The organism is Halosolutus sp. DAT137 (assembly GCF_059736405.1).
Genome location: NZ_JCAQID010000001.1, coordinates 970,512 through 997,068, shown reverse-complemented (window position 1 = coordinate 997,068; position 26,557 = coordinate 970,512). Strand labels below are relative to the sequence as shown.

General features: G+C 65.3%; 27 protein-coding genes. 8 read left to right on the top strand and 19 right to left on the bottom strand.

All coding sequences use genetic code 11. From position 1 onward, the window contains the following. The first annotated feature begins 96 nt into the window (after nt 1-96). Nucleotides 97-315, top strand: coding sequence for a DUF8119 family protein (locus AC6I6L_RS04830; protein ID WP_497916575.1), 219 nt, complete (start codon nt 97-99; stop codon nt 313-315). Nucleotides 316-403: 88 nt separating this feature from the next. Here AC6I6L_RS04830 and AC6I6L_RS04825 read toward each other — a convergent pair whose 3' ends face one another. From AC6I6L_RS04825 to AC6I6L_RS04765, 13 genes are all read right to left on the bottom strand, one after another. Beyond that, complete coding sequence (locus AC6I6L_RS04825; protein ID WP_497916574.1) at nt 404-1,273, bottom strand: class 1 fructose-bisphosphatase; 870 nt, start codon at nt 1,271-1,273, stop codon at nt 404-406. A gap of 2 nt (nt 1,274-1,275) precedes the next feature. Then, complete coding sequence (locus tag AC6I6L_RS04820) at nt 1,276-2,064, bottom strand: class I fructose-bisphosphate aldolase (RefSeq protein ID WP_497916573.1); 789 nt, start codon at nt 2,062-2,064, stop codon at nt 1,276-1,278. Between the two features lie 168 nt (nt 2,065-2,232). After that, nucleotides 2,233-2,934: a DUF7409 domain-containing protein gene (locus AC6I6L_RS04815; protein WP_497916572.1), complete on the bottom strand. Its 702-nt coding sequence runs from the start codon at nt 2,932-2,934 to the stop codon at nt 2,233-2,235. Between the two features lie 180 nt (nt 2,935-3,114). Further along, entirely contained in the window at nt 3,115-3,468 is a 354-nt protein-coding gene (locus AC6I6L_RS04810; RefSeq protein WP_497916571.1) for a hypothetical protein, read from the bottom strand. Between the two features lie 14 nt (nt 3,469-3,482). Next, on the bottom strand, nt 3,483-4,652 hold the full coding sequence (locus AC6I6L_RS04805; RefSeq protein WP_497916570.1) for an XdhC family protein: 1,170 nt from the start codon (nt 4,650-4,652) through the stop codon (nt 3,483-3,485). Nucleotides 4,653-4,662: 10 nt separating this feature from the next. Beyond that, complete coding sequence (locus AC6I6L_RS04800; protein ID WP_497916569.1) at nt 4,663-5,640, bottom strand: Rossmann-like domain-containing protein; 978 nt, start codon at nt 5,638-5,640, stop codon at nt 4,663-4,665. Then, nucleotides 5,637-7,103 (bottom strand): VWA domain-containing protein, encoded by a 1,467-nt coding sequence (locus AC6I6L_RS04795; RefSeq protein WP_497916568.1) that lies wholly within the window; start codon nt 7,101-7,103, stop codon nt 5,637-5,639. The genes AC6I6L_RS04800 and AC6I6L_RS04795 overlap by 4 nt, the downstream gene beginning before the upstream one ends. Next, nucleotides 7,100-8,092 carry an AAA family ATPase gene (locus AC6I6L_RS04790; protein WP_497916567.1) on the bottom strand — a complete coding sequence of 331 codons (993 nt, stop codon included), beginning with the start codon at nt 8,090-8,092 and terminating at the stop codon, nt 7,100-7,102. The genes AC6I6L_RS04795 and AC6I6L_RS04790 overlap by 4 nt, the downstream gene beginning before the upstream one ends. Then, nucleotides 8,089-9,198 carry an XdhC family protein gene (locus AC6I6L_RS04785; protein WP_497916566.1) on the bottom strand — a complete coding sequence of 370 codons (1,110 nt, stop codon included), beginning with the start codon at nt 9,196-9,198 and terminating at the stop codon, nt 8,089-8,091. Before AC6I6L_RS04785 ends, AC6I6L_RS04790 begins: the two co-directional genes overlap by 4 nt. A 48-nt stretch (nt 9,199-9,246) precedes the next feature. Then, the gene (locus AC6I6L_RS04780) at nt 9,247-11,730 is read right to left on the bottom strand and encodes an aerobic carbon-monoxide dehydrogenase large subunit (RefSeq protein WP_497916565.1); all 2,484 of its coding nucleotides are present in this window, start codon (nt 11,728-11,730) and stop codon (nt 9,247-9,249) included. Continuing rightward, nucleotides 11,727-12,392: a (2Fe-2S)-binding protein gene (locus tag AC6I6L_RS04775; RefSeq protein WP_497916564.1), complete on the bottom strand. Its 666-nt coding sequence runs from the start codon at nt 12,390-12,392 to the stop codon at nt 11,727-11,729. The genes AC6I6L_RS04780 and AC6I6L_RS04775 overlap by 4 nt, the downstream gene beginning before the upstream one ends. Then, complete coding sequence (locus AC6I6L_RS04770) at nt 12,389-13,276, bottom strand: FAD binding domain-containing protein (protein WP_497916563.1); 888 nt, start codon at nt 13,274-13,276, stop codon at nt 12,389-12,391. Before AC6I6L_RS04770 ends, AC6I6L_RS04775 begins: the two co-directional genes overlap by 4 nt. Then, nucleotides 13,273-13,866, bottom strand: a complete 594-nt coding sequence (locus AC6I6L_RS04765; protein ID WP_497916562.1) for an SRPBCC family protein — start codon at nt 13,864-13,866, stop codon at nt 13,273-13,275. Before AC6I6L_RS04765 ends, AC6I6L_RS04770 begins: the two co-directional genes overlap by 4 nt. Nucleotides 13,867-14,036: 170 nt before the next feature. On the opposite strand from AC6I6L_RS04765, the gene AC6I6L_RS04760 reads away from it, so the two are divergent. Together AC6I6L_RS04760 and AC6I6L_RS04755 are read left to right on the top strand one after the other, a co-directional pair. After that, the gene (locus AC6I6L_RS04760) at nt 14,037-15,260 is read left to right on the top strand and encodes a molybdopterin molybdotransferase MoeA (protein WP_497916561.1); all 1,224 of its coding nucleotides are present in this window, start codon (nt 14,037-14,039) and stop codon (nt 15,258-15,260) included. Further along, nucleotides 15,257-16,006: a nucleotidyltransferase family protein gene (locus AC6I6L_RS04755; RefSeq protein ID WP_497916560.1), complete on the top strand. Its 750-nt coding sequence runs from the start codon at nt 15,257-15,259 to the stop codon at nt 16,004-16,006. The genes AC6I6L_RS04760 and AC6I6L_RS04755 overlap by 4 nt, the downstream gene beginning before the upstream one ends. Nucleotides 16,007-16,076: 70 nt before the next feature. Here AC6I6L_RS04755 and AC6I6L_RS04750 read toward each other — a convergent pair whose 3' ends face one another. Continuing rightward, nucleotides 16,077-16,229 (bottom strand): AbrB/MazE/SpoVT family DNA-binding domain-containing protein, encoded by a 153-nt coding sequence (locus tag AC6I6L_RS04750; protein ID WP_497916559.1) that lies wholly within the window; start codon nt 16,227-16,229, stop codon nt 16,077-16,079. Nucleotides 16,230-16,298: 69 nt separating this feature from the next. Beyond that, the gene (locus AC6I6L_RS04745; RefSeq protein ID WP_497916558.1) at nt 16,299-16,592 is read right to left on the bottom strand and encodes a hypothetical protein; all 294 of its coding nucleotides are present in this window, start codon (nt 16,590-16,592) and stop codon (nt 16,299-16,301) included. Nucleotides 16,593-16,727: 135 nt separating this feature from the next. Between AC6I6L_RS04745 and AC6I6L_RS04740 the strand changes: the two genes are divergently transcribed. Both AC6I6L_RS04740 and AC6I6L_RS04735 read left to right on the top strand, forming a co-directional pair. Continuing rightward, nucleotides 16,728-17,582: a 3-hydroxyacyl-CoA dehydrogenase family protein gene (locus AC6I6L_RS04740; RefSeq protein WP_497916557.1), complete on the top strand. Its 855-nt coding sequence runs from the start codon at nt 16,728-16,730 to the stop codon at nt 17,580-17,582. Between the two features lie 162 nt (nt 17,583-17,744). Continuing rightward, nucleotides 17,745-18,959 carry a hypothetical protein gene (locus AC6I6L_RS04735; protein WP_497916556.1) on the top strand — a complete coding sequence of 405 codons (1,215 nt, stop codon included), beginning with the start codon at nt 17,745-17,747 and terminating at the stop codon, nt 18,957-18,959. Between the two features lie 88 nt (nt 18,960-19,047). Here AC6I6L_RS04735 and AC6I6L_RS04730 read toward each other — a convergent pair whose 3' ends face one another. Continuing rightward, on the bottom strand, nt 19,048-20,649 hold the full coding sequence (locus AC6I6L_RS04730; RefSeq protein ID WP_497916555.1) for an HTTM domain-containing protein: 1,602 nt from the start codon (nt 20,647-20,649) through the stop codon (nt 19,048-19,050). Nucleotides 20,650-20,715: 66 nt separating this feature from the next. Beyond that, complete coding sequence (locus AC6I6L_RS04725; RefSeq protein WP_497916554.1) at nt 20,716-21,762, bottom strand: phytoene/squalene synthase family protein; 1,047 nt, start codon at nt 21,760-21,762, stop codon at nt 20,716-20,718. A gap of 194 nt (nt 21,763-21,956) precedes the next feature. Between AC6I6L_RS04725 and AC6I6L_RS04720 the strand changes: the two genes are divergently transcribed. Further along, nucleotides 21,957-23,102: an acyl-CoA dehydrogenase gene (locus AC6I6L_RS04720; protein ID WP_497916553.1), complete on the top strand. Its 1,146-nt coding sequence runs from the start codon at nt 21,957-21,959 to the stop codon at nt 23,100-23,102. A 109-nt stretch (nt 23,103-23,211) separates the two neighbouring features. Here the strand turns inward: AC6I6L_RS04720 and AC6I6L_RS04715 are convergent, their stop codons facing one another. Then, a complete protein-coding gene (locus AC6I6L_RS04715) occupies nt 23,212-23,508 on the bottom strand; it encodes a helix-turn-helix transcriptional regulator (RefSeq protein WP_497916552.1) in 297 nt (98 codons plus the stop codon). Between the two features lie 67 nt (nt 23,509-23,575). Next, nucleotides 23,576-24,481, bottom strand: coding sequence for a DUF3267 domain-containing protein (locus AC6I6L_RS04710; protein ID WP_497916551.1), 906 nt, complete (start codon nt 24,479-24,481; stop codon nt 23,576-23,578). 160 nt (nt 24,482-24,641) lie between these two features. Here AC6I6L_RS04710 and AC6I6L_RS04705 point away from each other — a divergent pair, with 160 nt between their 5' ends. Together AC6I6L_RS04705 and AC6I6L_RS04700 are read left to right on the top strand one after the other, a co-directional pair. Next, the gene (locus AC6I6L_RS04705; protein ID WP_497916550.1) at nt 24,642-24,941 is read left to right on the top strand and encodes a DUF7111 family protein; all 300 of its coding nucleotides are present in this window, start codon (nt 24,642-24,644) and stop codon (nt 24,939-24,941) included. Nucleotides 24,942-25,037: 96 nt separating this feature from the next. Beyond that, a complete protein-coding gene (locus tag AC6I6L_RS04700; protein WP_497916549.1) occupies nt 25,038-26,477 on the top strand; it encodes a heme o synthase in 1,440 nt (479 codons plus the stop codon). The last annotated feature ends 80 nt before the right edge of the window (nt 26,478-26,557 follow it).

Here is a 26,557-nt window from a genome sequence, read left to right as displayed (position 1 = left end):
GACCGTGACACCACGCCGCGCCCGATTTGACGATGACCGTGACACCACGCCGCGCCCGATCGACGACCGCCTGCGCGACGAACACCGCCAAAACCGATGAGTAACGATCGTTCGTCCGAAGCGACGCGAGCCGCCGCGGGCCGTCGACCGCTTCGAACCGGCGTGCGGCTGCTCGCCGACGTCCTCATCATTACCCTCTGGGTGGTCTTTCTCACGCTGGTCGCTCTCACGACCGGGTTGTCGTGGTGGGCGTTTTACGTCGCACTGCTCCTCGGAGTCGGTGCGTACGTCACGTTCACCACAGACTGGCTCTGAGAGGGGCGAAGGACCGTCGTGTGTGCCCTCGATGGGGGAACGACGGGAAGCGATCGAGTCGTCCTTCGGACAGAAACGGGGCGAGCAGCTACTCGAGCGTCGATTCGAGCCGATCGATCAATCCGGCGTTACCGACGTGAAGCGGCGCTCGCTCGTGGAGGTCGTCCGGTCGGACGGTCAAAAGCGATTGGGTCCCGTTCGAGGAACGTCCGCCGGCCTGTTCGACGAGGTAGCCGATGGGCGCGCCCTCGAACTGGAGGCGGAGCTTTCCCTCGGGGCGAGACTCGAGGCCGGGGTAGCCAAACGTCCCGCCGTAGGTGAGCACCTGATTGATGTCTCCGATCATCGCGCCGCTGTACCGCAGTTTGAGCTCCTGTTCGATCGCGCGGGCGTACTCCCGAAAGTCGGCCGGCCAGTCCGGAACCCGTCCGCCGAAACCGTAGACGACCGGCTCTTCTGGAAGGGTTACGTCGCGACGAACGACCGTCGGCTCGCCGCCGGTCAGTTCGTACTCGGTGACGGTTTCTTCGGTCGCGAGCACCATCGTCGTGATCGGGCCGTAGAGCACGTAGCCCGCGGCGACGATCGTTTCGCCGGCAGCCGGCAGGGCGTCGTCGAAGAGTCCGAAGATCGTCCCCATCGAGTTGTTCGACTTGAGGTTCGAGGAGCCGTCCAGCGGATCGACCGCGACCGCGTAGGTTCCCGTCTCCGCCGGGTCAGCGCCGCAGTCGATCGGCTCCTGGCGTTCCTCGCTGGCGTACTGACCGACGCCGTCGATGGCCGTCAGTCGATCAGCGAGGAGGTCGTCGGCCCAGACGTCCGCTTCGAGTTGGGTCTCGCCGCTCGGGTTTTCGTCGTCGACCGTCCCGCGGCGACCGATCAGCCCCTGTCGAATTTCGATCGCCGATCGGCCGATCGTCGCGACGACGGTGTCGACGACTGGATCGGACACGGTCACAGTTATCCCTCGAGTGCGGCGTCGGCCGTTTCTTCCTCGTAGATTACCTTTTCGAGGGCGTCGAGGATCTCGGTCGGGTTCTCCCGTTGCCAGACGTTCCGGCCGACGGCGAGTCCCGTACAGCCGGCGTTGATGGCCGCCTCGACGGTCGAGAGGAACTCGTAGTCGGATACCTTCGAGCCACCGCTCATGACGACGTTCATGTCTCCTGCCGCCTTGCAGGCGTGTTCCATCGCGTCGGTGCTACCGGGGTATTTGACCTTCGCGATGTCGGCACCCAGTTCGAGGGCGATGCGAGTCGCGTAGGAGATGACCCCTGGCTTGGTGTCGTTTTTGAGTCCCTGACCGCGCGGGTACGACCACATGACGACCGGCAGGTCGTGCTCGCGGGCGTCCTCCTGGACGTCGCGGAACTCCTCTGCCATTTCCACCTCGTGGTTCGAGCCGCCGTAGAGGGTGAAACCGACGGCGTCAGCGCCGAGTTCGGCGGCGTAGTCGACGGAACAGTTCACCGCCGAGTCGTACTCGCCCATCCAGAGGTTCGAGGTCCCATTGACCTTCAACAGCAGGTTCACGTCATCCTCGTAACTCGGGTAATACGCCTCCGCGATCCCTTTCTGGACCGCCATCGCCGTGACGGCGTCGTGAGTCGCCGTCTCGAAGACCGCCGACGGATCGAGCTTCTCCGGCACCGCCTCGAAGTCCACCGGCCCGTGTTCGAGCCCGTGATCCATCGCGAGTATCACTGTCTTCCCGTCGCGTACGATCGGACTGTCGTCGATCGGAATCATCTGATAACTCGTCCACTAGGCCGGTATATATCTCTGGTGGTTCCAATTATCTAAATTACGTACAAGCGTAGTAATTCTTTGCCGGTAGCCGACCGATTCTCGTCTCTGGGCGTGGGTACCGGACGGAAGCCAATCAAAAACGTCACCAGTTGCCACGGTATGGTGTTGTTACTCGAGCAGTTCGCGGGCGTTGTGACGCCACGTTCGCACGTGCAACACGTCGAGATCCAGCGCCTTTGCCACCGCGAACGCGTCGACCGTCGCCAGCCGTTCGGCCGAAACCACGCCAGCGTCGGCCAACCGGTCTGCGTCGTCGGGACCGACGCCGGTCACTCTCGTTACCGGGGTCGGTCTGGGCCAGGGTCGTTCGGCGGGTGCCTCCCGGTCGATGTCGAGATTGCGGGACTGTGCGTACTCGAACGACTGCCAGTCCTCGTCCTCGCTGGCGGCGATCCACTCGCGTTCGGCCGCGCCGAGACCGCGAACCTCGCTCGATCGACGACCCAGGTCGCCGTCGCTCTCGTGAGACCAGGGCAACGAGAGTCGACGGCGGAGGTCGGTCGCCAGCGAGTCCGGGACACCCGCGTCGAGCAGCATCCTGTAGGAGTATTCCTTGTCCTCGACCGAATCTGGATCGACGCCGGCCGCGTCGAGTGCGTCCCGCTCGTCAGAATCGATCCTCGAATCGACGCCCTCCGGCGGCGGTCCCATCCCGAAGACGAGTTCGGCCGGCGACATCGACTCCCCGTTCGGGCGGACCACCACGTTCTGCCGGCCGGCATCCGGGTGACGCTCTCCCGGTCTCGATCGATCGGAGAGACCGTCCACAGCGGGTTCGCCGGGTACGGAGTCCTTGCTCACGGGGGTCACCAGAGTACGTAATACTCACACCGTCCGTTCTTGAAAGTTGCCCTGAACTACTGCCCAGTGACACGTTCGCGGACCGTACAGACGTTCGGGCTCCTGATCGTCGATCGATCGGACGGAGACCACCGTCAGCGCGTCGTTGTGGCGAGTGGATCCTTTCCCTCGATCCCCCGTACCAACCAGCTAGATGAAAACGATGAGTGCCGCCAGCACCGCACCGGCGAGCAAGACTGCGGCGATCGCCCAGTACCGACGCACGCTAGGCCTGACAGTGCCGTTTGACTCTCCATTCGTCGATCGCCGGGGTCCGTCACGGTCGCCGGCAATCGCGTCACTCGACCGCGACCCCCGTTCGGCGTCGGCCACGGTTTCGATCGCTCGCGCGACTTCCAGACACCCCTGACAGCAAAACGAGCCATCGACGGCGGGATCGCTGATCGACCGCGCCGGAGTCCGAACGTCGCACAGCGAACACCGTCGCGTCCCGGTCTCAGCCGTGGATCGCACGCAACCCGCGGGAATCTCATCAGTGCTCATCGGTACGGCCAGCGTCACTGCTGTGGCGCGTTTTCCTCGGAACCGATCGACACCCGATCGTGAATGTGGCCCTCGCGGGTGCGCAAGTGATCCGGACTTCGATCGTTCGAGACTGCCAATATCTCCGCGACGATGCTGTGGGCGATCTGATACGGCGAGCCACCGCCGAGGTCGAGTCCGATCGGCGTGTACAGCGAGGATAGCGCGTCCTCGTCGAAGCGCCGGCCCTCGCTTTCGAACGCTTCGACCATCTCCTCGAACCGTTCGTTCGGTCCCATCAACCCGACGTAGGGTGCCGGCGAGTCGAGCAGTTGTTCGACCGTCAGCCGATCGTCGACGAAGTTGTGGGTCATCACGACGGCGTGCGTATTCTCGTCGAGATCGATCGCCTCTTCGAGCGTTCCAGGAGAGGTTGTCACTGTCGCGTCGGCGTCAGGGAACCGTGATTCGAGGTCGACACCGCCGCGGAAACCGACGACAGTTACGCGAAAGTCGTTTTTTGCCGCGAGTTCGCTGACCGGGCCGACGTCGTGGCCCGAACCGAAGATGACCAGCTCCGCCGGGGCGGCGAGTCCGTCGATGAACACCTCGAGTGACTCGCCCTGAGACTCGATCTCGACGACGCTGGCCCGACCACGGGCCGCGAGGTCTGCCGCTGGCTCGTCGAGCGTCGTCGGCCAGTCCGCCGCCGGCTCACCCTCGGGCGTCTCGATCCTGCCTGTGTCCGGCTGGTAGTAGGCTCGATCGCCGCGACCGAGCGGACCGTCCCCGCCGTCGAGGACGGTGAGGACGGCGATATCGCGGCCATCCGCAAAGGCTTCGACGGCCGGCCGGTAGCTGTCCGAAAGCGGCTCCAGCAGAACGTCGATGATCCCGTTACAGCCGACGCCGAGTCCCCAGACGTCGTCCTCGTCGTCCATCAGGTCGTAGGTCACCAGCTTCGGCTGACCGCTGGCCCGGATGGACTCGGCCGCCGCGAGCAACTCGTCCTCGAGACAGCCGGCCGTGATGGCTCCGACACCCGCACCGGCCTCGTCGAGGAGCATCTTCGCCCCCGGACGGCGGTAGGCGTTTCCCTCGACGTCGACGATCGTCGCGAGGACGTCGGTTCCGTCGGCGTTGAGTCGATCGTGAATGCGCTGCAGTACTTCGGTTTCGGGAACACTCCAGTTGCTTCGTGTCATAGCAGTCTCCTCAGTGTGATCCGCCGTCTTCGGCGTTCGATCGCCTCGAGTCGTCAGCGGCGTTCGATCGCCTCGAGTCGTCAGCGGCGTTCGATCGCCTCGAGTCGTCAGCGGGACGGCCGGTGACCCGATCGGCGGCCTTCGAGTCGACCGTACGGTCGGAGATGGTGTACACCTTCCGGACGCCGGCGTCGTGCAACGCCGTCCCGCACGCGCCGTCTCGAACGGCTGCTCGGACGCGATCGGGGTCCGAAACCGCCGCACCGGCGAGCACGTCGACGCCCGCCTCGAAGGCTGGCTCGGGCAGGACGGACGCGGTCGCGCCGATCAGGACGGTCGTCGCCGTCGACGGGGCTGCCGCGAGATACCGGTCGAGGCCGCCGTAGACGAACGTCGAGCCTGTAATGAACACGACCTCCGCGTTCGCCATCGCCCGTTCGGTCTCCTCCGGCCGGAAGGTGGCGACACTACCCCCCTCGGGTACCGCCACGTCGCCCACATCACGGCGTTCGATCACCCGGACCTCGACGTTCGCGAACTTCCGGAACGCGGGCCGGAACAGCCCGACGGTCGTGATCCGATCGACCGTCGGATCGAGCAGGGCCATCGGATCGCCCCTCTTCCAGTCGACGTACGGCGCGGACAGCGCGTTGATCGTCGCAACGCCGATCGCGGTTTCGACTTCGGACTGCGCGGGCGACCGATCGTCGAGCTGATCGTTCGATCTGACTGCCCACTGAAGCACGTCCTCGACGTCCACATCGACCGTTTCCGGGGCCGCTCCCGTCGGTCGGTGAGCGAGTCCGGCGCTCCGGTCTCGATCGTTCAGCCCCCCGCTCCCCTCTGTGGACCTCTTTCGGCCACCTTCACCCGCCACCTCGACCAGCACCGCCGCGTCGCCGACGGTGATGCGCTCGATCGTCGCGCCGTCGATCGCGCCACGGGATCGAAGTCGGTCAATGACCGCCGGAAGGACCGACTCGGTCACGGTGACTCACCTCCGGATCCGCGATGGGCGTCTTCGTCTCCGCCGGCCCGAATGCGACGGGAGTCGTACTCGTACCCGATTTGGCCGTCGATTCCGCGGCGTGTAAGCTGTCGAGCCGCCTCCGTGAGGTCAGCCGGTTCGGCAAATCCGAACAGGGTATCGACGTACGGCAGACTCGTCGCCATCCCCCGCGATCGGGGTTCGTACGCCGACGAGACCGCGAGCGGGTTGAGCCAGACGATCGCGTCGGCGCGCCGGGCCAGCCAGGTGATGCCGTCCTCGAGCGTCTTCTGGTCACCGACATCGAGCCCGTCGCTGACCACGACGACGACGGTCCGCCGATCGACGGCGTCGGGATGGTCCCGCCGGAGCGTCTCGAACGCCGCGCCGATCTGGGTTCCGCCGCCCCACTCGATTTCGGCGCGGCTCAACGCGCTCGCGGGGTCGCCGTTGGCTCGTGCGAACTGCTCGGTGGCGTCGACGAGGTCCGTGTCGAACAGGAACACCGAGCCCTGACGCGCCCGCTCCTGAAGCCGTTCGGCCGCGGCGAGCAGCGTCTCCCGATCGATCGTATCGAGGACGGAGCCGCTGACGTCGATCAGCAGACAGCAACGGAGTTCGCTCGGGACGGCCTCGCGAGTCGGCAACTCGATCGGCGTCCCGCCGGTCCCCAGACTCGATCGCAGGGCCCGCCGCGCGTCGATCCGATTCCCGCCGGCAGCGAGTCGAGTTCGACGACCCGGCAGGGTCGCCAGCGCGTCGACGAACCGATCGATCGCCGCGAGTTCACCGTCCGCGAGTGAGAGCGCGTCGGCCGAGACGCGTTCGCGCCCGCCGACCGAACTGTAGCTGCGCGCGTCGTCGCCGCCCTCGCCGCTCGGTCGCTCGCCGCTCGCGTGTCGACGGCCGGTCGCGATTCGCACCTCGGGCGTCTCCGAACCGTCCTCGCCCTCCGGCGAGGGTGCCTCGGCGTCGGGGACGGGATCGGAGTCCGGCCCGTCGGCCTCGAGCGAGATGTCCGGGCGGTTCTCTGACTCCGAGTGGTCGTCATCATCCGCACCGGATCGCCCCTCGTGGGTCGCGATCCGATCGATCCCGGTCCGGAGACGGTGCCAGAACGTCGGGAACGCCTCCGCGAACGCCTCGCGATCGCCCGCCTCGGTCAGCAGCGTCGCGCGGAGCGCGTCCGCAGCGGGATCTCGATCCGCCAATCCGACGACTGCGAGTGCCCGAGCGGCTTCGAGCGGGCCGTCTGCCGGAACCGAGACGCCGTCGCTGCGGAGTCGATCGACGAACCGAACGAGTTCCGTCAGAACGTGTTTTCGCGCGGCCTCGAAATCCGGGAGGCCGCCGTCGATCGATCGATCGAGGCCCTGAATTTCGGACTGCGGCGACGATCGCTGGACAGGGCGGTCTCGGTCCGGGCGATCGTCGGCGTCTGCGGGGGTCCGGCTCGGGCTCATGCCTCTGTGGTCTCGAGTCGGTCGTCGGCCGCGAGCGCGGCCTCGCGGAGCCGTTCGAGCAGGTCGGTGTCGACTCGGCTGACGTCTTCGACCTCCTTCAACAGACAGCCGATCGTCCGCTCGATCTCGTCGGTCGACAGCGAACTCGCGTCGCCGTCGGCCCGGAGCACCGCGACCGCCCGCGCCCAGTTGAGCGTCTCCGCGACGCCCGGCCGCTTGAGGAACGACTCCTCGCGCAGGCGATCGACGACGGCACAGACCTCGGCTGCGACCGCCGCATCGAGTTCCGGCACCTTGCGCGAGACGATTTCGTACTCCGTCTCGAACGACGGCGAGTCGACGTGAAGGTACAGACAGCGCCGCTTGAGCGCATCGCTGAGTCCCCGCGTCCGGTTCGAGGTGAGCAGGACGATCGGCGGGTGCCGGGCGCGGAGGGTTCCCAGTTCCGGAATCGACACCTGGTAGTCAGAGAGCAGTTCGAGCAAGAACGCCTCGAAGGCCTCGTCGGCGCGATCGATCTCGTCGATCAGCAACACTGGGGATCGATCGTCGCCGGCGGTGAGCGCGCGCAACAGCGGCCGCTCGAGCAGGTACTCGTCGTCGAAAACGGAGTGCGATCGTCCGCCCGAAACGCTCGCGCTATCGACCCCCGCATCGCTCGATCGCTCCGTCACGCGCCCCTCGTTCGACTGGACTGCAAGAAGCTGTTTGGTGTAGTTCCACTCGTAAAGGGCGTTCTCGGCGGTCAGGCCTTCGTAACACTGCAGCCGGATCAGCTCCGTGTCGAACCCTTCCGCGAGTACCTTCCCGAGTTCGGTCTTGCCGCTGCCGGGTGGTCCCTCGATCAGGAGCGGTCGTCCGAGTTGTAGTGCGAGATAGACCGTCGTTACCACTCGATCGTCCGCGACGTAGTCGAGCGCCTCGAACCGGTCGCGCAGGACCGACTCGGTGAGCCTCTCGACCGGCACGACCGGCGTGTCGTCAGTCATACTGATTCGATCGGACCCTCCTCGTCCGTTTCGAGATACTCGTCGGGGTCGCTTCGAAACGAATCCGCACAGCCCTGACAGCAGAAGTGGTAGGCCGTTCCCTCGTGGGTGACATTCGGCGCGTCGATCGGATCGACCGTCATTCCGCAGACGGGATCGGTAACGACCTCGGCGTCCGCCCTGTCGCTACAGCACTCGCCCTCGTCGGTCTCGGAATCGTCGGCTGTCGCTTCCGTTTCGGACGGGAGAGCCGTCTCTGCGGCCGCTCGCACGTCGATCACTTCTGCGAGCAGACTCGTGGCGATCTCGGGCGGCGTCCTGGCCTCGATATCGACGCCGGCCGGGTTCGTCACCGCTTCTCGAACCGTTTCAGGATCTCGATCGAGCAGCCCGGCCGCCCGATCGATCTCGCGCTCTGCACGATTCGAACTCGCGACGAGGCCAATGTACGGTGCGTCGACGGAGACGCCGGCAGCGACGCCGCGAGCGTCGTACTCGCCCATGGAGGCGACGGCGACGAACGGCCCGGTGCCAACCGCCTCGGCTATCTCGTCCGGCTCGATCGTCGTCAGAACTGTCGTTCCCGCCGGAAGCGCCGCGTCGTCTCCGTTGGGGTCGACGACCGTCACGTCGACGTCGAGTTCGGTCGCCAGCGCAACCAGTGATCGGGCGATTGGCGAGGTCCCCACGACGAGCAAGGTCGTCGTCGGGATCACGGGCTGGATGAAGATCTCGAGGGTCCCCTCGCTGTGACACAGCATCGGAAATGCGTCGAGTCCTGGCCGATCGATGGCGTCCGGATCTGGGGCGATTCCGATCAGCCGCGTCTGGCCGTCAGCGATCGCCGCCTGCGCCTCGCTTTCGACGCGCGACTGCGCGCAGGCCGCGCCGCCGATCCAGCCGTGAATGTTGCCGTCGGCCGTGACGATCGCGCGGTCGCCGACGTTGGCGGAGGCGGGTGCCTCTCGACGAACGACCGTCGCGCGAGCGTACGGCTTGCCGCGCTCTCGCAGCGATCGCTCTCGACGCTCGAGATCGCCCTCGGTCGCGGCGGGCGCTCGATCGTCGGGTGGTTCGGCCCCGTCGTCTGCGTCGTCTCCTGTCATAGCAGTGGTCTCGATCGTCGGATTCGGTGGGAACGGGCGCGACAGCGCTTAGTCGTCCGCCGGTTCCTCGCTGGCCTGATCATCGAACTCGATCGTGAGGGTGTCGGCCGGGTCCATCGCCAGCCCCGCTTCGTCGAGTTTCTCCCAGACGACGTCGGGGGTCATCGGCATCTCGACGTGCGTGATGCCACCGTGGGCCATCGCGTCGACGACCGCGTTGACGATCGCCGGCGGCGACCCGACGGTTGGCGACTCGCCAACGCCTTTCGCCCCGATCGGGTGGTGGGGAGAGGGTGTGACCGTGTGTCCCGTCTCGAAGTTCGGGATCTCCATCGACGTGGGGAGCAGGTAGTTCATGAAGTCGCCACCGGTGACGTTGCCGTTGTCGTCGAAGGTGACGTGCTCCATCATCGCCGTGCCGATACCCTGGGCGAGGCCGCCGTGGATCTGGCCGTCGATGATCATCGGGTTGATCCGGTTGCCGCAGTCGTCGACGGCGACGAACTTCTCGAAGTCGACTTCGCCGGTCTCGCGATCGACTTCCACGATGACGATGTACGATCCGAACGGATACGTCATTTCCGGCGGGTCGTAGTAGTTGACCGCCTCGAGACCGGGCTCCTGGCCATCGGGTTTGTTCATGTACGCGCCGGCGGCGATCTCGGTGATCGAGATCGATCGATCGGGCGCGCCGGCGACGTGGAAATCGCCGCTCTCGCGGTCCCACGTAATGTCCTCCTCGGCGGCTTCGAGTTCGTTCGCGGCGATCGCTTTCGCCTTCTCTCGAACCTTGCGCGAGGCGACGGCGGCCGCCGCACCGGCGACGGGCGTACTCCGCGAGCCGTAGGTGCCGAGGCCGTACGGATCGGTGTCGGTGTCGCCGTGTTCGACGGTGATATCGTCGACATCCATGCCGAGTTCCTCGGCAACGATCTGGGCGAACGTGGTCTCGTGACCCTGCCCTTGCGTCTGGACGCCGACTCGGACCGTCGCGTTGCCGGTCGGGTGGACCCGGATATCGGCGGAGTCGAACATCTCGACGCCCGCGATGTCACAGGTCTTCCCGGGACCCGCGCCGACGACTTCGGTGAACGAGGAGATGCCGATGCCGAGCAGTTTGTCGGCGTTCTCCTCGATTCGGCGCTGTTGTTCCTCGCGGTAGTGGTCGTAGTCGGCCATCTCGAGGGCCTTGTCGAGGGCCTTCTCGTAGTCGCCCGAGTCGTAGTTCCAACCCGTCGGACTCTCGTAGGGGAACTGATCGGGCTGGATGAAGTTCTTTCGCCGGATCTCGGCGGGATCCATGTCGAGTTCGTCCGCGAGTACCTTCACCATCCGCTCGATGAGGTAGACCGCCTCCGTCACGCGGAACGAACACCGGTAGGCGACGCCGCCCGGCGCGCTGTTGGTGTAGGCCGCCGTCAGCGAGCCGTAGGCGGTGTCGATGTCGTAGGAGCCGGTGAAGATGTTGAAGAAGCCGGCGGGGAACTTCGACGGCTGGGCGACGGCGTTGTACGCGCCGTGGTCTGCCAGCACGTCGGTCCTGACCGCCAGAATCTCGCCGTCTTCGGTCGCGGCGAGTTCGCCCGTCATGTCGTAGTCGCGGGCAAACCCGGTCGACTGGATGTTCTCCGATCGCTCTTCGACCCACTTCACCGGCTGTTCGAGCACGTACGACGCTGCTGCAGCGACGACGTAGCCCGGATAGATCGGTACCTTGTTGCCGAAGCCGCCACCCACGTCGGGGCTGACGATCCGGATCTTGTGTTCCGGAATGCCCGAGACCTGCGCGAACAGCGTCCGGTGGATATGGGGCGCTTGCGAGGTCATGTGGACCGTCAGCTTGTCCTTGCCGGGATCGTAGTCCCCAACTGCACCGCAGGTCTCGATCGGCGCGGGGTGCAGGCGCTGGTAGAGCATCTGCTCTTTGACGGTGACCGGGGCTTCGTCGAAGGCCTTGCCCGTCGCCTCCTTGTCACCCGTCTCCCAGTCGAGACAGTGGTTGTCTTCTTTGTCCTCGATGTCGTCGCGGATCAGCGGCGCGTCGTCTTCGAGGGCCTTCTTGGCGTCGACCACGGGATCGAGGACGTCGTAGTCGACGACGACCTTCTCTGCGCCGTCTTTCGCCGTGTACCGATCGGTTGCGATGACGGCGGCGACCTCCTGGGACTGGAACTTGACCTTGTCGTTGACCAGCACGTCCTGCGTGTCGGCCATCAGCGTCGGCATCGTCGCCAGATCGTACTCCGCTAAGTCTTCTGCAGTGAGCACTGCGACGACGCCGTCGACATCCAGCGCGCGTGACTTGTCGATGTCCTCGATCCGGGCGTGTGCGTGTGGACTGCGAACGATCTCGCAGTGGAGCATCCCCGGCTTCTTGATGTCGTCGACGTAGTTGCCCCGGCCCGTAATGAACCGCTGGTCTTCCTTTCGCTTGACTTCTTCACCCATCCCGCCACGGCCGTGGCCGCAGTGTTTCTCGGGCTGGGGACCGCCATCGTCCGCGTGAACGAACTCTTCGGGATCGCTGCTCATTTGGGGTCACCTCCGCTCTGGTCGCGATCGGCCGCGGGGCCGCCACAGCAGTTCTCGACGCCGCAAGAGAACTCGTCGTCCTCGGTGGCATCGACGGTTGCGGCGTCGGGAGCGGCTTCGGTCGGCGGCGATGATACATCGCCGTCCACCACACTGACGCCGCCGTCTGCAGCCGCGACCTCGTCGAGTTTGTCGGCGGCGTATTCGATCGATTTCACGATGTTCTGGTAGCCGGTACACCGACAGAGGTTGCCGCTGATGGCTTCGCGGATTTCGTCCTCGCTCGGGTCCGGGTTCTCGTCGAGGAGCGCCTTCCCGGACATGATCATGCCGGGGGTACAGTAGCCACACTGCAGGCCGTGTTCCTCGCGAAAGCCCTCCTGCAGCGGGTGGAGTTCGCCGCGGGCCTCGGGCAATTCCTCCATCCCCTCGACGGTCATGAGGTCGCTCCCGTCGGCCTGGGTCGCGAACATGAGACAGGACTTGATCGGCTCGCCGTCTTTGACGACGGTACAGGCACCGCAGTTGCCCGTGTCACAGCCGATGTGAGTGCCAGTCAGGTCCAGTTCTTCGCGAATCGCGTGAACGAGCAGCTGGCGCGGCTCGACGTCGATCGTGTGTTCGGTGCCGTTGACAGTCAGCGTGATTTCTCGTGTTGTCACTGTGATACCCTCCGTGTTACGAGTCCGGCGCGCTCGGTAGCATCTGCGAGCGCCCGCTGGGTGAGGACGTTCACCATGCGTTCTTTGTAGCTCGCGTCACCGTGCTCGTCGGACTCGGGATTGGACTGTTCGGCTGCCAGTTCACCTGCTCGCTTGAACACGTCGCTTCCCGGCCGTTCGCCCTCGAGATGGTCCTCGGCGTCGGTCGCCCGAACGTTCGTGATGTCGACGGCCGTGAGACCGATGCCGACCTGGTCGATCCGACCGTCCTCGTCGAGGACGAGCCGCGCGGCCGCTCCGGCCATCGCGTAGTCGCCCACCTTCCGTTTGAGCTTGTGATAGGCGCTCCCCTCGCGAGCCGCGGGCGTCGGGACGCGAAGCTCGGTGATGAGTTCGTTCTCGTCGAGTGTCGTGTCGTAGGGCAAGAGGAAGAACTCGTCCGCTGGAATGACCCGCTCGCCGTCGGGACCGTGGGCGACGACCTCGCCCTCGTGGGCCAGCAGGACGCTTCCCCAGTCGCCTTTCGGGTCCGCCTGCGCGACCGAGCCGGCGATCGTTCCCCGGTTTCTGATCTGGGGGTCCGCGACCAGCGGCGCGGTGTCAGCGAAGCTTCCGTACCGATCAGCGATCAGGTCGGAGTCCTCCACGTCGGCGTGGCGAACGAGTGCGCCGATTTTGAGGTCCCCATCGTCCTCTTCGAGGCTGTCCAGACCGTCGATTCGGTTGATGTCGATGATCGCGTCCGGAACGGCGAGCCGGAATCGGAGCATCGGGACCATACTCTGGCCGCCCGAAAGTACTGCCCGGTTATCGAGGCTCTCCAGCAGGCTGACGGCTTCGTCGACCGTCTCGGGTTCGTGCTGTTCGAACTGGGCTGCTTTCATAGCATTCCGCGGATTCGATCAGTAATGCTCGAATCCGTCTCCTCGACGTCGCTCATCTGCTGTTCGATGTTGCCGAAGAAGTTGCCGACGATCTTGTTGGCGACGGGGTTGATGACCCGCGAGCCGAGCTGGGCGATGCGACCGGAGATGTCGGCTTCGGTCCACCATTCGATCCGCGATCCGTCGCCGTCCTCCGCGGGGTGAATCTGCATCCCTGACTCCATGCTGAAGCTACTCCCGCTCGCGGTGCCGCTACCGGTCGCGGTCATGATGAAGTCGTCGTGATCGCGTTCTTCGATCGTCACCGTCGTCTCGAACTTCGGCTTGACGCTCCCGACGCCGACCTGCATCAACGCGGCGTAGGTCTGGCCCTCTTTGAACGCGCGCTCGGCGACGACCTCGGGGTCTGCCTCCGGTAGCGTTTCGACGTCCTCTTCGGGTTCGTACTCGTCGAAGCTAAAATCGTCGTCCATCGGCGTAATGTACCGACAGCCCTTCAACGCGTTTCGGACTGCGATCGGATCGGACAGGACGACCCACGCTTTTTCCGGCGGCACATCCTCGAGTTCGAATTCGCCGTTGAACTCCATTACGACCACCCGCCTCGAGCCGGCGGTCGAAGTGCGTTGCCTGCCATCATCTTTTATAACCCTGCACTATGTGCATACTATTTACCACACCGTATGATATACTGCACCATCCAAATAAACGTTCGTGTTAGTTTGTGTTCGCATCCACTGCTGGAGGGAACGCGGGCCGTATGAGCGACGTTCACGGCGGTGACGACCTGATCGAACTCGACGCGGCCGTCGATCGCACGCTCGCGCTTCGACGTGAGTGGTTTTCGTCGCTCGGCATCGAACGCGTCCCGATCGACGAACTGGGAGATCGCGTGCTCGCGGAGCCGATCGACGCGCCGGTAGACGTTCCCGCACAGAGTCACGCGACGATGGATGGGTTCGCCTTCGACGCGACCGAGGAGTACCCGCTCGATCTGATCGACCAGTCGGTTTATCCGGAGGACGAACCGCCGGCGATCGAGCCCGGAACCGCGGTCCGGATCGCGACCGGCGCGCCGGTTCCTCCCGCCGCGAACGCGGTGCTCAAACGCGAGGAGGCGACCGTCGAGGGCGGGAAACTCACCGGGTCGACGATCGAGCCGGGGACCTACGTCTACAAGCGCGGGAGCAACGTCAGCGAGGGGGAGCAGCTGTTCGAGGCGGGCGAGTCACTCGGCCCGAAAGACGCGATACTGCTTGGCGACCTCGGCATCGACGAGGTGTCGGTTCGCGAGCGCCTGTCGGTCGCCTTGCTGGCGACGGGAACGGAAATCCACGAGGGCCGTCACCGTGACCTCGACTCCCCGATGCTCGCCGGATTGATTCGCGCGTGGGGTCACGACGCGACCTACGAGGGCTCCGTTCCCGATATCGACGATCGCGTCGAGTCGCGCATCGGCGAACTGGCCCGCGAATACGACGTCGTCGTTACCACCGGCGGCACCAGCGTCGGCACGAAGGACTACGTTATTCGATCGCTCGCCACTCTCGGTGAGGTCCTCTTCCACCGGGTGCGACTCCGGCCCGGAAAGCCCATCGCGTTCGCCCGTCTGCCCGACCACGAGGCGGTAGCGATCGCGGTTCCGGGGAAACCGATCGGTGCACACCTGGTCACCTCGCTCGTCGCTCGCCCGTTTTTCACCGGCGACGCCTCACTTCCCACGATTCCTGCGAAGCTGACGCACGACGTCGGGATTTCGACACCGGGTTTCACGTACGCGATTCCGATCGTGCTCGAGGACGAAACTGCGACGCCGCTCGGCCACGTCGACTCGCCGCTTTCGGTCTACGAGGAGACGTTCGACCCGAGCGTGCTCTCTTCGAGTACTCGGGCGAGTCGGGCCGACGGGATCGTCCTGACGGAGACCGCCGTCGCGGCCGACGAACAGGTCGGCGTCGTCCCTTACAGCGTCCTCGAACGATGACCGAGCGCACGAACGATCGCGACCTGAACGCTCGCGGCGGATCCGGCAGTCGCAACTCGGAGACCGGCGGGGACGGGACCGGTGGTCTCCCGATCGTCGAGGTGGACCGCAACTCCGATCGGGGGCAACGAGCGGACCCTGCTAGCTGCGCTGCCGAGGACACCCCCACGCCGACGGTGGCGGGGATCGTGCTCGCCGCCGGAACGAGCAGCCGGTTTGGCGAGGAAAACAAGCTGCTGGCACCGATCGACGGCGAGCCGATCGCCCGTCGGGCCGTCGAGACCTTCGTCCGAAGCGAGGTCGATCCGGTCGTTGTCGTCCTCGGTCACGAGGCCGATCGGGTTCGAGACGCGATCGCTGAGTTGCCGGTCGACACCGCGTACAACGCGGCGTACGACAGCGGACAGGCCGCCTCGCTTCGGGCGGGTCTCCGGGCGATTCGAGACAGCGAAGTGGGTGCGGACGCGGTCGTCGTCGGCCTCGGAGATATGCCGTTCGTCGAACCGGCGACGGTGAACGCGCTAGTTACGGCGTACGAGCGCGGCGCGGGCGACGCGCTCGCGGCGGCGTACGACGGCGATCGAGGGAACCCCGTGTTGTTCGACCAGCGATTTTTCGGGCCGCTTTCTGCCGTCGACGGCGACATCGGCGGCCGCGAGATTCTCCTCGAGAGCGACGCCAGCGCGCTCGTCGCCGTCGACGATCCGGGCGTACGCCGCGATATCGACGCTCCCGAGGACCTGTGACCCAGAATTGACGCGGTTTGCTACAGAACCCGTTCCCCGCCGCCTCTGCGTCGGAAACCAGCCTGTGTCTCTACTCGTCGTCGAGCTTTTCGACGATAATTCGACCATCTTCGACGTGCCACTCGACCCTGTCTCCGGCACCGACGCCGAGGAAGTTCCGGACCGGCTTCGGCACCGTGGTTAGATTTTTTTCAGATACTTTCGTATCGGTAAGTCGTCCCATTAGTACCGAGTACATCCCTAGGGGATACATAGTTTGTGCTATACCACGACGCGATACCGCCGCGGCCGACTAGCCGGTCGATCGCCACCGGTGTGCGCCGCCGTCGGAAGCCTTCGAGAAATCCAGGTTGAAGCGATCGGACTCGATGAGAACGGGACCGGGAACGTACCGGTCATCCCCACCGTCGATCGGCGTGAGCAGGCCGCGATCGGCCATCGTCGAGAGCACGTCTCGAACCGTCCCCTCGCGGCCCGGGCGCAGGTTCGCCTCTTCCATGACTCCCGGCACGTCGACCCGTCCCTCGAGAAACGCCAGCCTGATCGCTGACACCCAGGCGGGTTCGCGTTTCGTCTCCCGACACATGACGAGTACGTCGCGCGGGACCCTGTTAAGCGTTCTGACGTGACTATACAGACGATTGTCGGTTCACGTCACCACCTCGGCGGGCGTCTTGACTCCCACCGGTAGGCTTACCGGGACGTTCGGAGTACCGCCCGTATGGTCCGCGAGCAGATCGATCGAATCGGCGTCGTCGGTGCGGGGACGATGGGCAGCGGGATCGCACAGATCGCCGCCACGCACGGCTACGACGTCCGAATGCGCGACATCGAACCGGCGTTAGTCGAAAACGGCTTCGAGACCATCGAGGGGAGCCTCGATCGCCTCGAGAGCAAAGACGCGCTCCCGGACCATCCCGGCACGATCCGCGATCGAATCGAGGGTACAACGAATCTCGCGGATCTCGCAGACTGCGACCTCGTCGTCGAAGCCGCGATCGAGGAGATGGGAATCAAACGAGACATCTTCGCGGATCTCGAAGGCGTCTGCGACGACGACGTTCTGCTCGCGACGAACACCAGCACGCTCTCGATCACGTCGATCGCCTCGGGCCTCGATCGGCCCGATCGCGTCGTCGGACTCCACTTCATGAACCCCGTCCCGATCATGGAGGGCGTCGAGGTCGTCGTGGGCGAGAAGACGACTGAAGAGGCCACAGAGCTGGCACACGCGATCGCGAAGAATCTTGGAAAGACTACCTGGGAGTCCGACGACAAACCCGGATTCGTGACGAACAGGATTCTCATGCCCTGGATCAACGAAGGGATCAGAGCCTACGACGAGGGCGTCGCCACGAAAGCAGACATCGACGCCGGGATGGAACTCGGGACGAACGTCCCGATGGGGCCGCTGACGCTTGCCGATCACATCGGACTCGATATCTGTCTGCACGCTTCCGAGACGCTCGAAGCGGAACTCGGCGATCGGTACAGGCCGGCGTACCTGCTCAAACGGAAAGTCGAAGCGGGCGATCTTGGCAAGAAGACGGGCCGGGGCTTCTACGAGTACGATTGAGAGGGATGGCTGCTCCCGTTCGTCGGTGGTCTCACAGCCGGGTTGCCGTGGGCCGGAACTGACCGACGGCAGTCCGGGCGAGTCACGAACCCGAAATTACCGACCTCCGTTTCGTCAAACTGTTGGAATATCTTTATTTCTTCGCGGACGAACGTTGGGGACGTGTCCCGCACGACTCCCCCCTCCCGTCGCCGTCGCTATCGTCTCGTCGGAATCTCTCTCCTGGTTCTCGCCGTCCTGATCGTCACAGGCGGCGTCGCTACCGGCGGCCATCCTCCCCTGTCGGTCTGTGGCGTCTGCGACTCGGTAGACGGCGCGACCGACGCTGGAACGCTCGACGTTCGCGTCGACGCGGACGGCGATTCCCGATGGATCGCCCGCGTTCCGGTCACCGAGAGCGCCGCCGAAACCTACCGGACCAACCAGACCGCTCTCGAGAGTGCCGTCGACGAGGGCTGGTATCGTTACGACGTTGCCTACGACGACGCCCGGAACGTCGACGCCTCGGTCGAGGACGGAACGGTCCGCGTCGAGTACACCGTCGCAGATGTCGCCACATCCGGCGTCGGTAACGGATGGGTCTTCGATTACCTCTACGCCGGTGGCACACAACACAGGTACGATCTCCGGGCCGATCGCGTGACGGTTCACGTCCCCGAGGGAATGCGGGTGACGAACGGCCCCTCGAATGCACGCGTCGCGGACGGCTCGGTGACGTGGACGCGTCCCGACGGCGATCGCATCGCCCAGAAGACGTACGTCGCTTACGGCCCGCGCGGGACCGCCGGAACGCTCGACGCGATGACGTCGCCGGCGGTCGTCTTCGGATCGCTGGTGCTATCAGACGGTCTCGTCGCGGGCCTCGCTTCGGTCGTGATCGTCGCGATCGGGACCGTCGCGGCGGGACGACTGGGGCGTGGACGAGTCGGCCTCGGAAGCCGCGCCGGTCGATCCGCGGGTGAAGCCGGACGCGTCGTGCTCGAACGCGCCCGTCGCCGGATCGGATGGAAACTCGATCGACGAACGCTCGTCGTGATCGCCGTCGGGCCGGTGGCGCTTGCCACCGCCGTCAGTTGGCTCCTGTTCGGTCTCGGCTGGGCGATCGTTTTCGGTGCGTTCGGACTCGCGGCAGCCGCGTTTCTCCCGCTCGGCTACGCGTTCGAGCGGGATGAATCCCGGTGGCGACTCGGATTCCTCGCTGTCGGCTCCCCGCTCGGGGCGACGATCGCGTTTGCACCGTACTACGGCTCCGGATTCGGTCCAGTCGCCGCCTGGCTGCTGTTCGCCCCGTTGACGATCGGTTCCGTCGCCGTCGGATACGCCCTCTCGCTGGTCGGGCGACGCGTTGCCGCCACCGAGACCGCCGAGGAGCAGTAGCTCGGGGACTGAGAGGGTGTGATGTAACCCGGTACCGCCGAGCGCTCGACCGGAACGGCGATCAGCTAACGCGGCACACGAGTCCGTCTCATACCGTCTCGGATGATGGACACGATCGTTCGACGACCGTCCGCGTCGACGGCGGTTCGCTCTCGCCGTCGAGACCGATCGGCTGTTGGGTGTAGGTCACCGTGACGCGATCGACGGGCGCGTCGGTCTGTGCGCTCGCCTCCGAACACATGTACAGCGCGAACCGATCGGCGCGCTCGTCGCTGGCGGACAGCGAGTTCAGGTACTTTCGCCAGCGGAAACTCGGGATCGTTTCGGCGGCGTCCGGCGGTCGGTCGACGCGGCGTTGCGAGCCGGCGAGTACGTCGATCGGTTCCTCGCCGCCGAGGTCCGCTTCGACGACGTACCAGCCGTAGCTCGTACTCGGGTCTGGGGCGAACATCGTCCACTGGTGGTCCTCGGGGTCGACCGCGTCGATCGGTTCGGACGCGTCGACGATGCCGAGTAGTCCGACGCTCCAGAGCGAGACGCCGAGTAACAGTACAACGATCACGACCGACCAGCACTGCTGTTTCCGTCGCTGGGCCGGCTTCGATAGCACCGGCCCCAGCGGCCGCGGCCGGCTCAGCCGATCGGTCCCCTTCCTGATCGTCGCCGCGCCGCGTTCGAGAACCCCCACGCGATCGATGACCGCGGTGGCGACGCGGTCGAGGGTATCCCAGACGCCCGGCGGGAGAAACAGGAAGAAGGCAGCGGCGAGGACGGCGGGAAAGAGGCCGACCGTCATCGAGAACGCCATGCCGGTGACCGCCGCGATGAACGCGGTGGCGTACGCGGTTCGGAGCCGGCCCGAAAGCACGATCAGGAGCGGCGCGCCGGTCACCAGCCCCGCCCAGATGTAGGTGCCTGCGTCGAGAACGAACGGGTAGTTCACGAGGTGATTTCCCAGCAGAACGGTCATGTGATCCTGCCGGAGCGCGTAGTGGAGTGCCTCGCCACTGTGCCAGGTGTCTCCCTCGGCTTTGAGGAGCGCGTTGCTGACGAAGACGACGACGATGTAGCCGAGCATCGCTGCGGTCGCCGGCGTCGTGATCCGGGTGTCGGTTTCGCACCCGGACCCTACTGTACGACCGGATCCGGTTGCGGATTCGGTTTCTCCGGCGGGATCGTCGTCGCCCCCGTCAGTCGTTCCCAGCGTATCGATCGCCCAGCGGCGGCCAAGCGGCACGAAGACCGAGAGAAACAGCAGTTCGCTCAGGAGCCTGTCGCCGCCGTTCAACAGGAAGGGATTCCGGTACTGCACCGAGACGAGCAGGAGCAACGAGAGGACGGTCGCGGTCCGCGTCCGGTAGCCGACGAGTAGCGCCACGGCGACGACGGCCGCACAGCCGAACAAGAGGGCCTGTACCCACGGCTCACCCGAGACCGCGTGAAGCGAGTAGCTCCCGATCGCGGACTGGTCGTAAAGTACGGCCGTCGGAAGCACCCCCTCGTCGGTGTAGAACGTGCGGAGATTCCGGGAGCGGTGGCCGATGTCGAACAGCAGAATGAGGCTGAGTGCGATACGGAACGCCGCCAGCGCACGCACGTCGACGCCGAGTCGCCGGTGGAGTGCGTCGCGAGTGCGCGCTCGAAATCGGCCCGCTCTCGACGGGGCGAAACCGGTGTCGGTGTCGGTCATGGCCGAAATAGAGTGTCCTCATCGGGGTCTCGATCGCTGGACGGGCAGCCGCGTCGCCACCGGTCGCTACTGGTGGAGGGGCTGTTCCGCCATCGTGGCGCGAAGTTCGTCGAGACGCGATCGCGAGACCCCCTCCTCGAACTGCTGGAGGAGGGCGAACACCTCCGCTCGCGACACTTTCACGTCACCCTCTCGAATAACGTCCTCGGGGCGTTCGCGGAGTTCGCGCATCGTTCCGACTGCGAGCAGGTAGGGGATCGCCCACGCCGAAAGGCGGTTTCCGTGACTCTCCGGCACGACTTCGAGGTAGCGCTGGGCGTCGTCGAGATAGGTCTCGGCGCGACCGGTGACGCGTTTGATCACGTTCGTGACCCCGGTGTGGTTGGACTCGTCGGTGACGGCGTCGAGGTCGACGTCTTCCTCGGCCAGCCACTCGGCGGGGAGGTAGACGTTGTTCTCCTCGTGATAATCGTTCTCGACGTCTTTGGCGATGTTGACCAGTTGCAACAGGAGCGCGAACGATCGAGCGTTCGCGCGCAGTTCGTCGGCGCGGTCGTGTGAGGCTCCGCGGGCGACCAGCCCGGTGATGAGTGTGCCGACGGTACCGGCGGCGTACCAGCAGTACTCCTCGAGTTCTTCGAGGGTCTGCAAGCGGAGTCCGCCTTCCTCGGCGTATCGATCGGTAAACTTCGCCATGCCGCCGACGAGTTCGCGGACGGGATCGCGCATGATCTCCCGCGGCTCTTCGTCGAGGGACTCGAACGTGCGGAGCACCCGCGGCGTCTGGGCGACGACGTCCCAGTCCTCGTTGCGTTCCTCGGGGAGCCACGGCTCGACGTCGGCCATGAACGAGTCGCCCGTCACGTCGCTATCCGGGTCCAGTAATCGATCGTACGCGCTCAATAGCTCCGTCTGCGTCTCCGGCGGAATGTGGCCCGCGTCCTCGATCGTGTCTGCAACCCGACAGAGGAGATACCCCAGACAGATATGTCGCGCCATCGGCTCGTCGAGCCGATCGACGGTAATCGAAAAAGTCCGCGAAACGCCGTGAACCGCCTCGAAACACCACTCGAGATCGGTATCGGCTGTGCCTTCGTGCTGAGCCGTGGTCATCTACTCGAGAGTGGTTTGTTCCCATCCCGGAAAAACGCCGCGGTCCCGGCGGGATATTCCGAACGGTGATAGGTTCTGTTGCATATCAGCCCACGGAAATACCCAGACGATCGCGCGAACGAACGCACAACCACGCGAGTGAACGGACTACCCGTGCACAAACAGTAAAGGGTCGACCGGCCGATATCACGCGCATGGACTTCGCGCTCTCAGCCGAGCAACGGCAGATTCGAGACATGGTGGCGGAATTCGTCGACGAAGAGGTGGTCCCTGTAGCGGACGAGATCGACCACGCCGACGAATTTCCCGCCGACCTCGTGAGCGAGATGGCCGACCTCGGATTGCTTGGAATGCCCTTCTCCGAGGAGTACGGCGGTGCCGGCCTCGATTACCACGCTTATGCGATCGGTCTCGAGGAAATTTCCCGCGGTTCGGGCGGCCTCGGAACGGTCGTCGCGGCCCACACCTCGCTTGCGGGGAACATGCTCTACGAGTTTGGCGACGAAGCACAGAAAGCGGAGTATCTGACGCCGCTGGCCGACGGCCGAGACATCGGCGCGTTCGCTCTTTCGGAGGCTGGCGCGGGAAGCGACGTGCCGGCGATGGAGACCACCGCGGAACGAGACGGGGACGAGTACGTCATCGACGGCGGGAAACTCTGGATCTCGAACGGATCGGTCGCGGATACGGTTACGCTGTTTGCCAAGACCGACCCCGACGCGGGCAACAAAGGCATCTCTTCGTTTATTATCCGGCCCGAGGAGGACGACGGCTTCTTCGTCGAAGGAACCGAGGAGAAACTCGGTGACAAGGGCTGTCCGACCGCCGAACTCCGCTTCGACGATCTTCGGATCTCCGAGGACCGCCGTCTCGGTGAGGAGGGACGAGGTTTCGTCCACGCCCTGAAGACGCTCAACGGCGGTCGGATCACGATCGCCGCTCGCGGCGTCGGCATCGCTCGCGCCGCCTTCGAGGAGGCCCGTGAGTACGCCACAGAGCGCGAACAGTTCGGCCAGCCCATTGGCGAGTTCCAGTCGATCAAGCACAAACTCGCTGACATGGACACGAAGATTCAGGCCGCGAAGCTACTCATGCACAAGGCCGCGGACAGGAAGATTCGCGGCGAGAACTACATCAAAGACGCCGCCCAGGCCAAACTCTACGCCTCGGAAGTGAGCCGCGAGGTCGCCAACGAAGGCATCCAGATCCACGGCGGCTACGGCTACACGAAGGACTTTCCCGCCGAGCGATTCTACCGCGACGCCAAACTCAACGAGATCTACGAGGGGACGAGCGAAGTGCTCCGGAACACGATCGGCGACCAGTTACTCGACGAGTAGTCGCCAGAAACGGCTCGGATTAGGAATCGATCGAGTCGGCCTCTGATCGGGACCGTTGTACCGTGTTACCGACGATCGCTCGAACGGGGCAGCTATCGTCGGTACGGAATTACAACGGTCCCTGTGAACCGTCCTCGAGACACGATCGAACCCACTCGTAGTGGTCTCGCAGTCGCCGTTCGCCGGCCTCTGTCAGGGCGTACACGTCGTGAAGTCCCTCCGTCCGTTTGTCGACGAAACCCGTGTCGACCAGCGCCGACAGGGTACCGTAGAACGTTTTCGGCTCGATTCGATCGTCGTAATGGGATTCGAGGGCCGATTTGAGCTGTTGGCCGCGCATCTCGCCCCCGTCAACAAGCAGGTAGCAGATGTCGCGCCGTCGGCCGCTCTGAAGCCACTTCGCCATACCTCGACTTCGGTCCGGCAATCGCTCGAACGTTACGGTCTGGTTCGGAGGCGACGAGTCATCGCTCCTACTCTGGTGCATACCGGAGTCGATCGATCGCCGCCCACGCGAGGCCCCCGGCGATCGCGATTCCGAACAGATACCGGACCCCGATCTCGAGGTAGGCGCTGCCGTCGTCGTCGAGTTCGTGGCGAAAGAGGAGCCAGCCGTCGCCGCCGAGGAACACGTCGCCGGTGCCGACGGCCAGCGAATGAAAGACGAGCGCAACGACGAGTCCCGTGCCGACGACGAGGGTGCCGACGGACCCCGCGACGATCGACGAGAGGGTTGCGACGCCGGGAGATGGCCCGGAACCGTCCTCGCCACCCGACCCGTAGATCGCGAATCCACCGGCACCCGTCCGCGGCGGCTGTGTGATTCGAACGCTGGCCGGATACCGGAGCAAGACGGCAGCCATCCGGAGGTCGCCCACGGAACCCGCCGCATTCGCGGCGAGGACGACGACGAGCAGCGGCGACGGAACGATCGCCATCGCCACGAACCCGACGGTCGTGATCCCGACGAACGGGGCGAGCAAGGCGACCAGAAGCTGGTTCCGGCTGTAGCTCGCTCCGGCCGTCGCGGCGTAGGCGTACGGCAGGAGGAAGTTCGAAAGCCCGACGCCGTAGGTCGGCCGTCCGCCGTATCTGGCCAGACACAACCCGTGGACCAGTTCGTGGACGAGCACGACGAGCGCGACGAGCGCGAGCGAAAGCGCGAGCCAGCGACGGACGGTCGGCGGCGCGGCCGCCGGCACGACGATCGGCTCGAACGACTGCCCACGGATTACAGCCCGGAGGCGACCGAACCCGTAGCCAAAGGCGAAAAAGGCGACCACGGAGGTTGCGATCGTCTGGACGGCAGCCGTCCGCGTCCGTCGAATCACTGCGATCGGTCGTGGCTCGGTCGCCGCGCAGGACTCCGTCGCTGTCACGTCTCCCACTCTCGAGGGCGGCAAAAAAGCCGTGTCGGTCGAATCCTGCGGGCCACCGAGTCGGATCGCTCATTGTCGTCGAATCGATCGCCCCCTGCCGGATGGGTGACCGTTCGCCGGAACCGATAGCTTCCCGGTGTTCGATTCCCGACTGTTGAGTGTGACTGACACCGACGACACGGCCGAAGTGAACGGCCTCCGCGCGACCTACGAGGAAACCGAGACGGAGCGAATACTCACGTTTCGAGTGGCCGACGAGGCGACGCCGGGAAGCGGAACCGCCGCGATCGCCCAGAACATCGAGGGGTACGCAATGTTGAAAGTGCGACCGACCGTTGAGGGCGACGAACTCGAGCGGTACTACGGGTTCGACATGGCACTCGATCACGCGGGAGAACTCCTCGGGGTCTCGCCACACGAGCTGCCGATTCCGGAAGCGGCCGAAGATATGGGTATGTGAGGTAACTGGTCGTGATCGCGGAAAAAGCGGGACTCCTACGTGGGAAAAAGCGGGACCCCTAAATACGCGGAGTCGAAGGAGTAAACAAGAATAGCCGTGATAACCGAGTCGTTTCCCCGTCCGATCGGCACCCATCGACGGTTCTCCGCGCTACTGGCCGCAACAGCGGTCGGCGTCTACCTGTTGTTGATCGTCGGTGCGACGACATCGCTGACGAACGCGGCCGCGGCGTGTTCGACGTGGCCGACCTGTCACACCCCCGCGGATCCGCTGAGCCAGACGGAACTGGCGATCGCGTGGGGCCACCGGATCGCCGCCGTTCTCGTCGGCCTGCTCGTCGCAGCGACTACCGTCGCCGCCATCTTCGGTAACGTCTCCCGTCGCGTGCGCTTTGCCTTGCTCGCCGGTGCGGTCCTCTACGTCGTTCAAGTCGGCGTCGGCGCGGTAACGGCGACCATCGGCCCAGCAGCGATCGTTCCGGGGCTGCACCTCGCGCTCGGTCTCGTCATCTTCACGGCCGTCGTGCTCGCGCTCGCGTGGGACCTCGAACTGACGACTGGGCGGTCCGACGATGTCATCGAACAGCCCGAACCGATCGAGGACGCCGTGAACGCGGAGGGTAAACCCCCGCGCACGCTCCCTTCGGGGGGACTCGCTCGCGCACGACTCACTGCGTTCGCGTACTTCAAGATGATGAAGCCGCGGCTGATGTGGTTGCTCTGTCTGGTCGCCGCCGCCGGGATGGCGCTGGCCGCCGGCCCAACCCTCGATCGAGCCACGATCGTCGCAACCCTCGGCGGCGGCGTACTCGCGATCGGTGCCTCGGGGACGTTCAACCACGTCCTAGAGCGCGACGTCGATCGAAAGATGTCCCGGACGGCCGATCGACCGCTGGCGACGGACCTCGTGCCGGTGCGCAACGCCTTGCTCTTCGGGTTCTTCCTGACGGGGGCCTCGATGGCCGTCTTCCTGACGATCAATCGGCTGGCGGCCGCGCTGGGCTTCGTCGCGATCGTCTTTTACAGCGTCATCTACACGCTCCTCCTCAAACCGAATACGGTCCAGAACACGGTTATCGGCGGCGCGGCGGGCGCGCTGCCGGCCCTGATCGGCTGGGCTGCGGTGACCAACGAGATCGGGCTGCCCGGACTCGTCCTCGCGGGCGTCATCTTCCTCTGGACGCCGGCGCACTTCTATAACCTCGCGCTGGCGTACAAGGACGACTACGCTCGCGGCGGGTTCCCGATGATGCCCGTCGTCCGCGGCGAGACGGAGACGCGCAAACACATCGTCTACTACATCGCGGCGACGCTCGGCAGCACGATCGCGCTCGCCTGGATCACCGACCTCGGTGCACTGTACGCGGGGACGGTTGTCGTCTTCGGCGGCATCTTCCTCTGGGCCGCGGTTCGCCTCCACTTCGAGCAGACCGAGGCCGCGGCGTTCCGATCGTTCCACGCCTCGAACGCCTTCCTCGGTGCGGTGCTCGTCGCAATTCTCGTCGACGCCCTCTTGCTTTCGGGATCGGCGTTCTGATCGGTTCGTCCACCGTCTCGACCGTCTCCGAACACCTGCGAGTCGCTTCGAGTGCTGGCGATCGGAAACCCACACCCCTA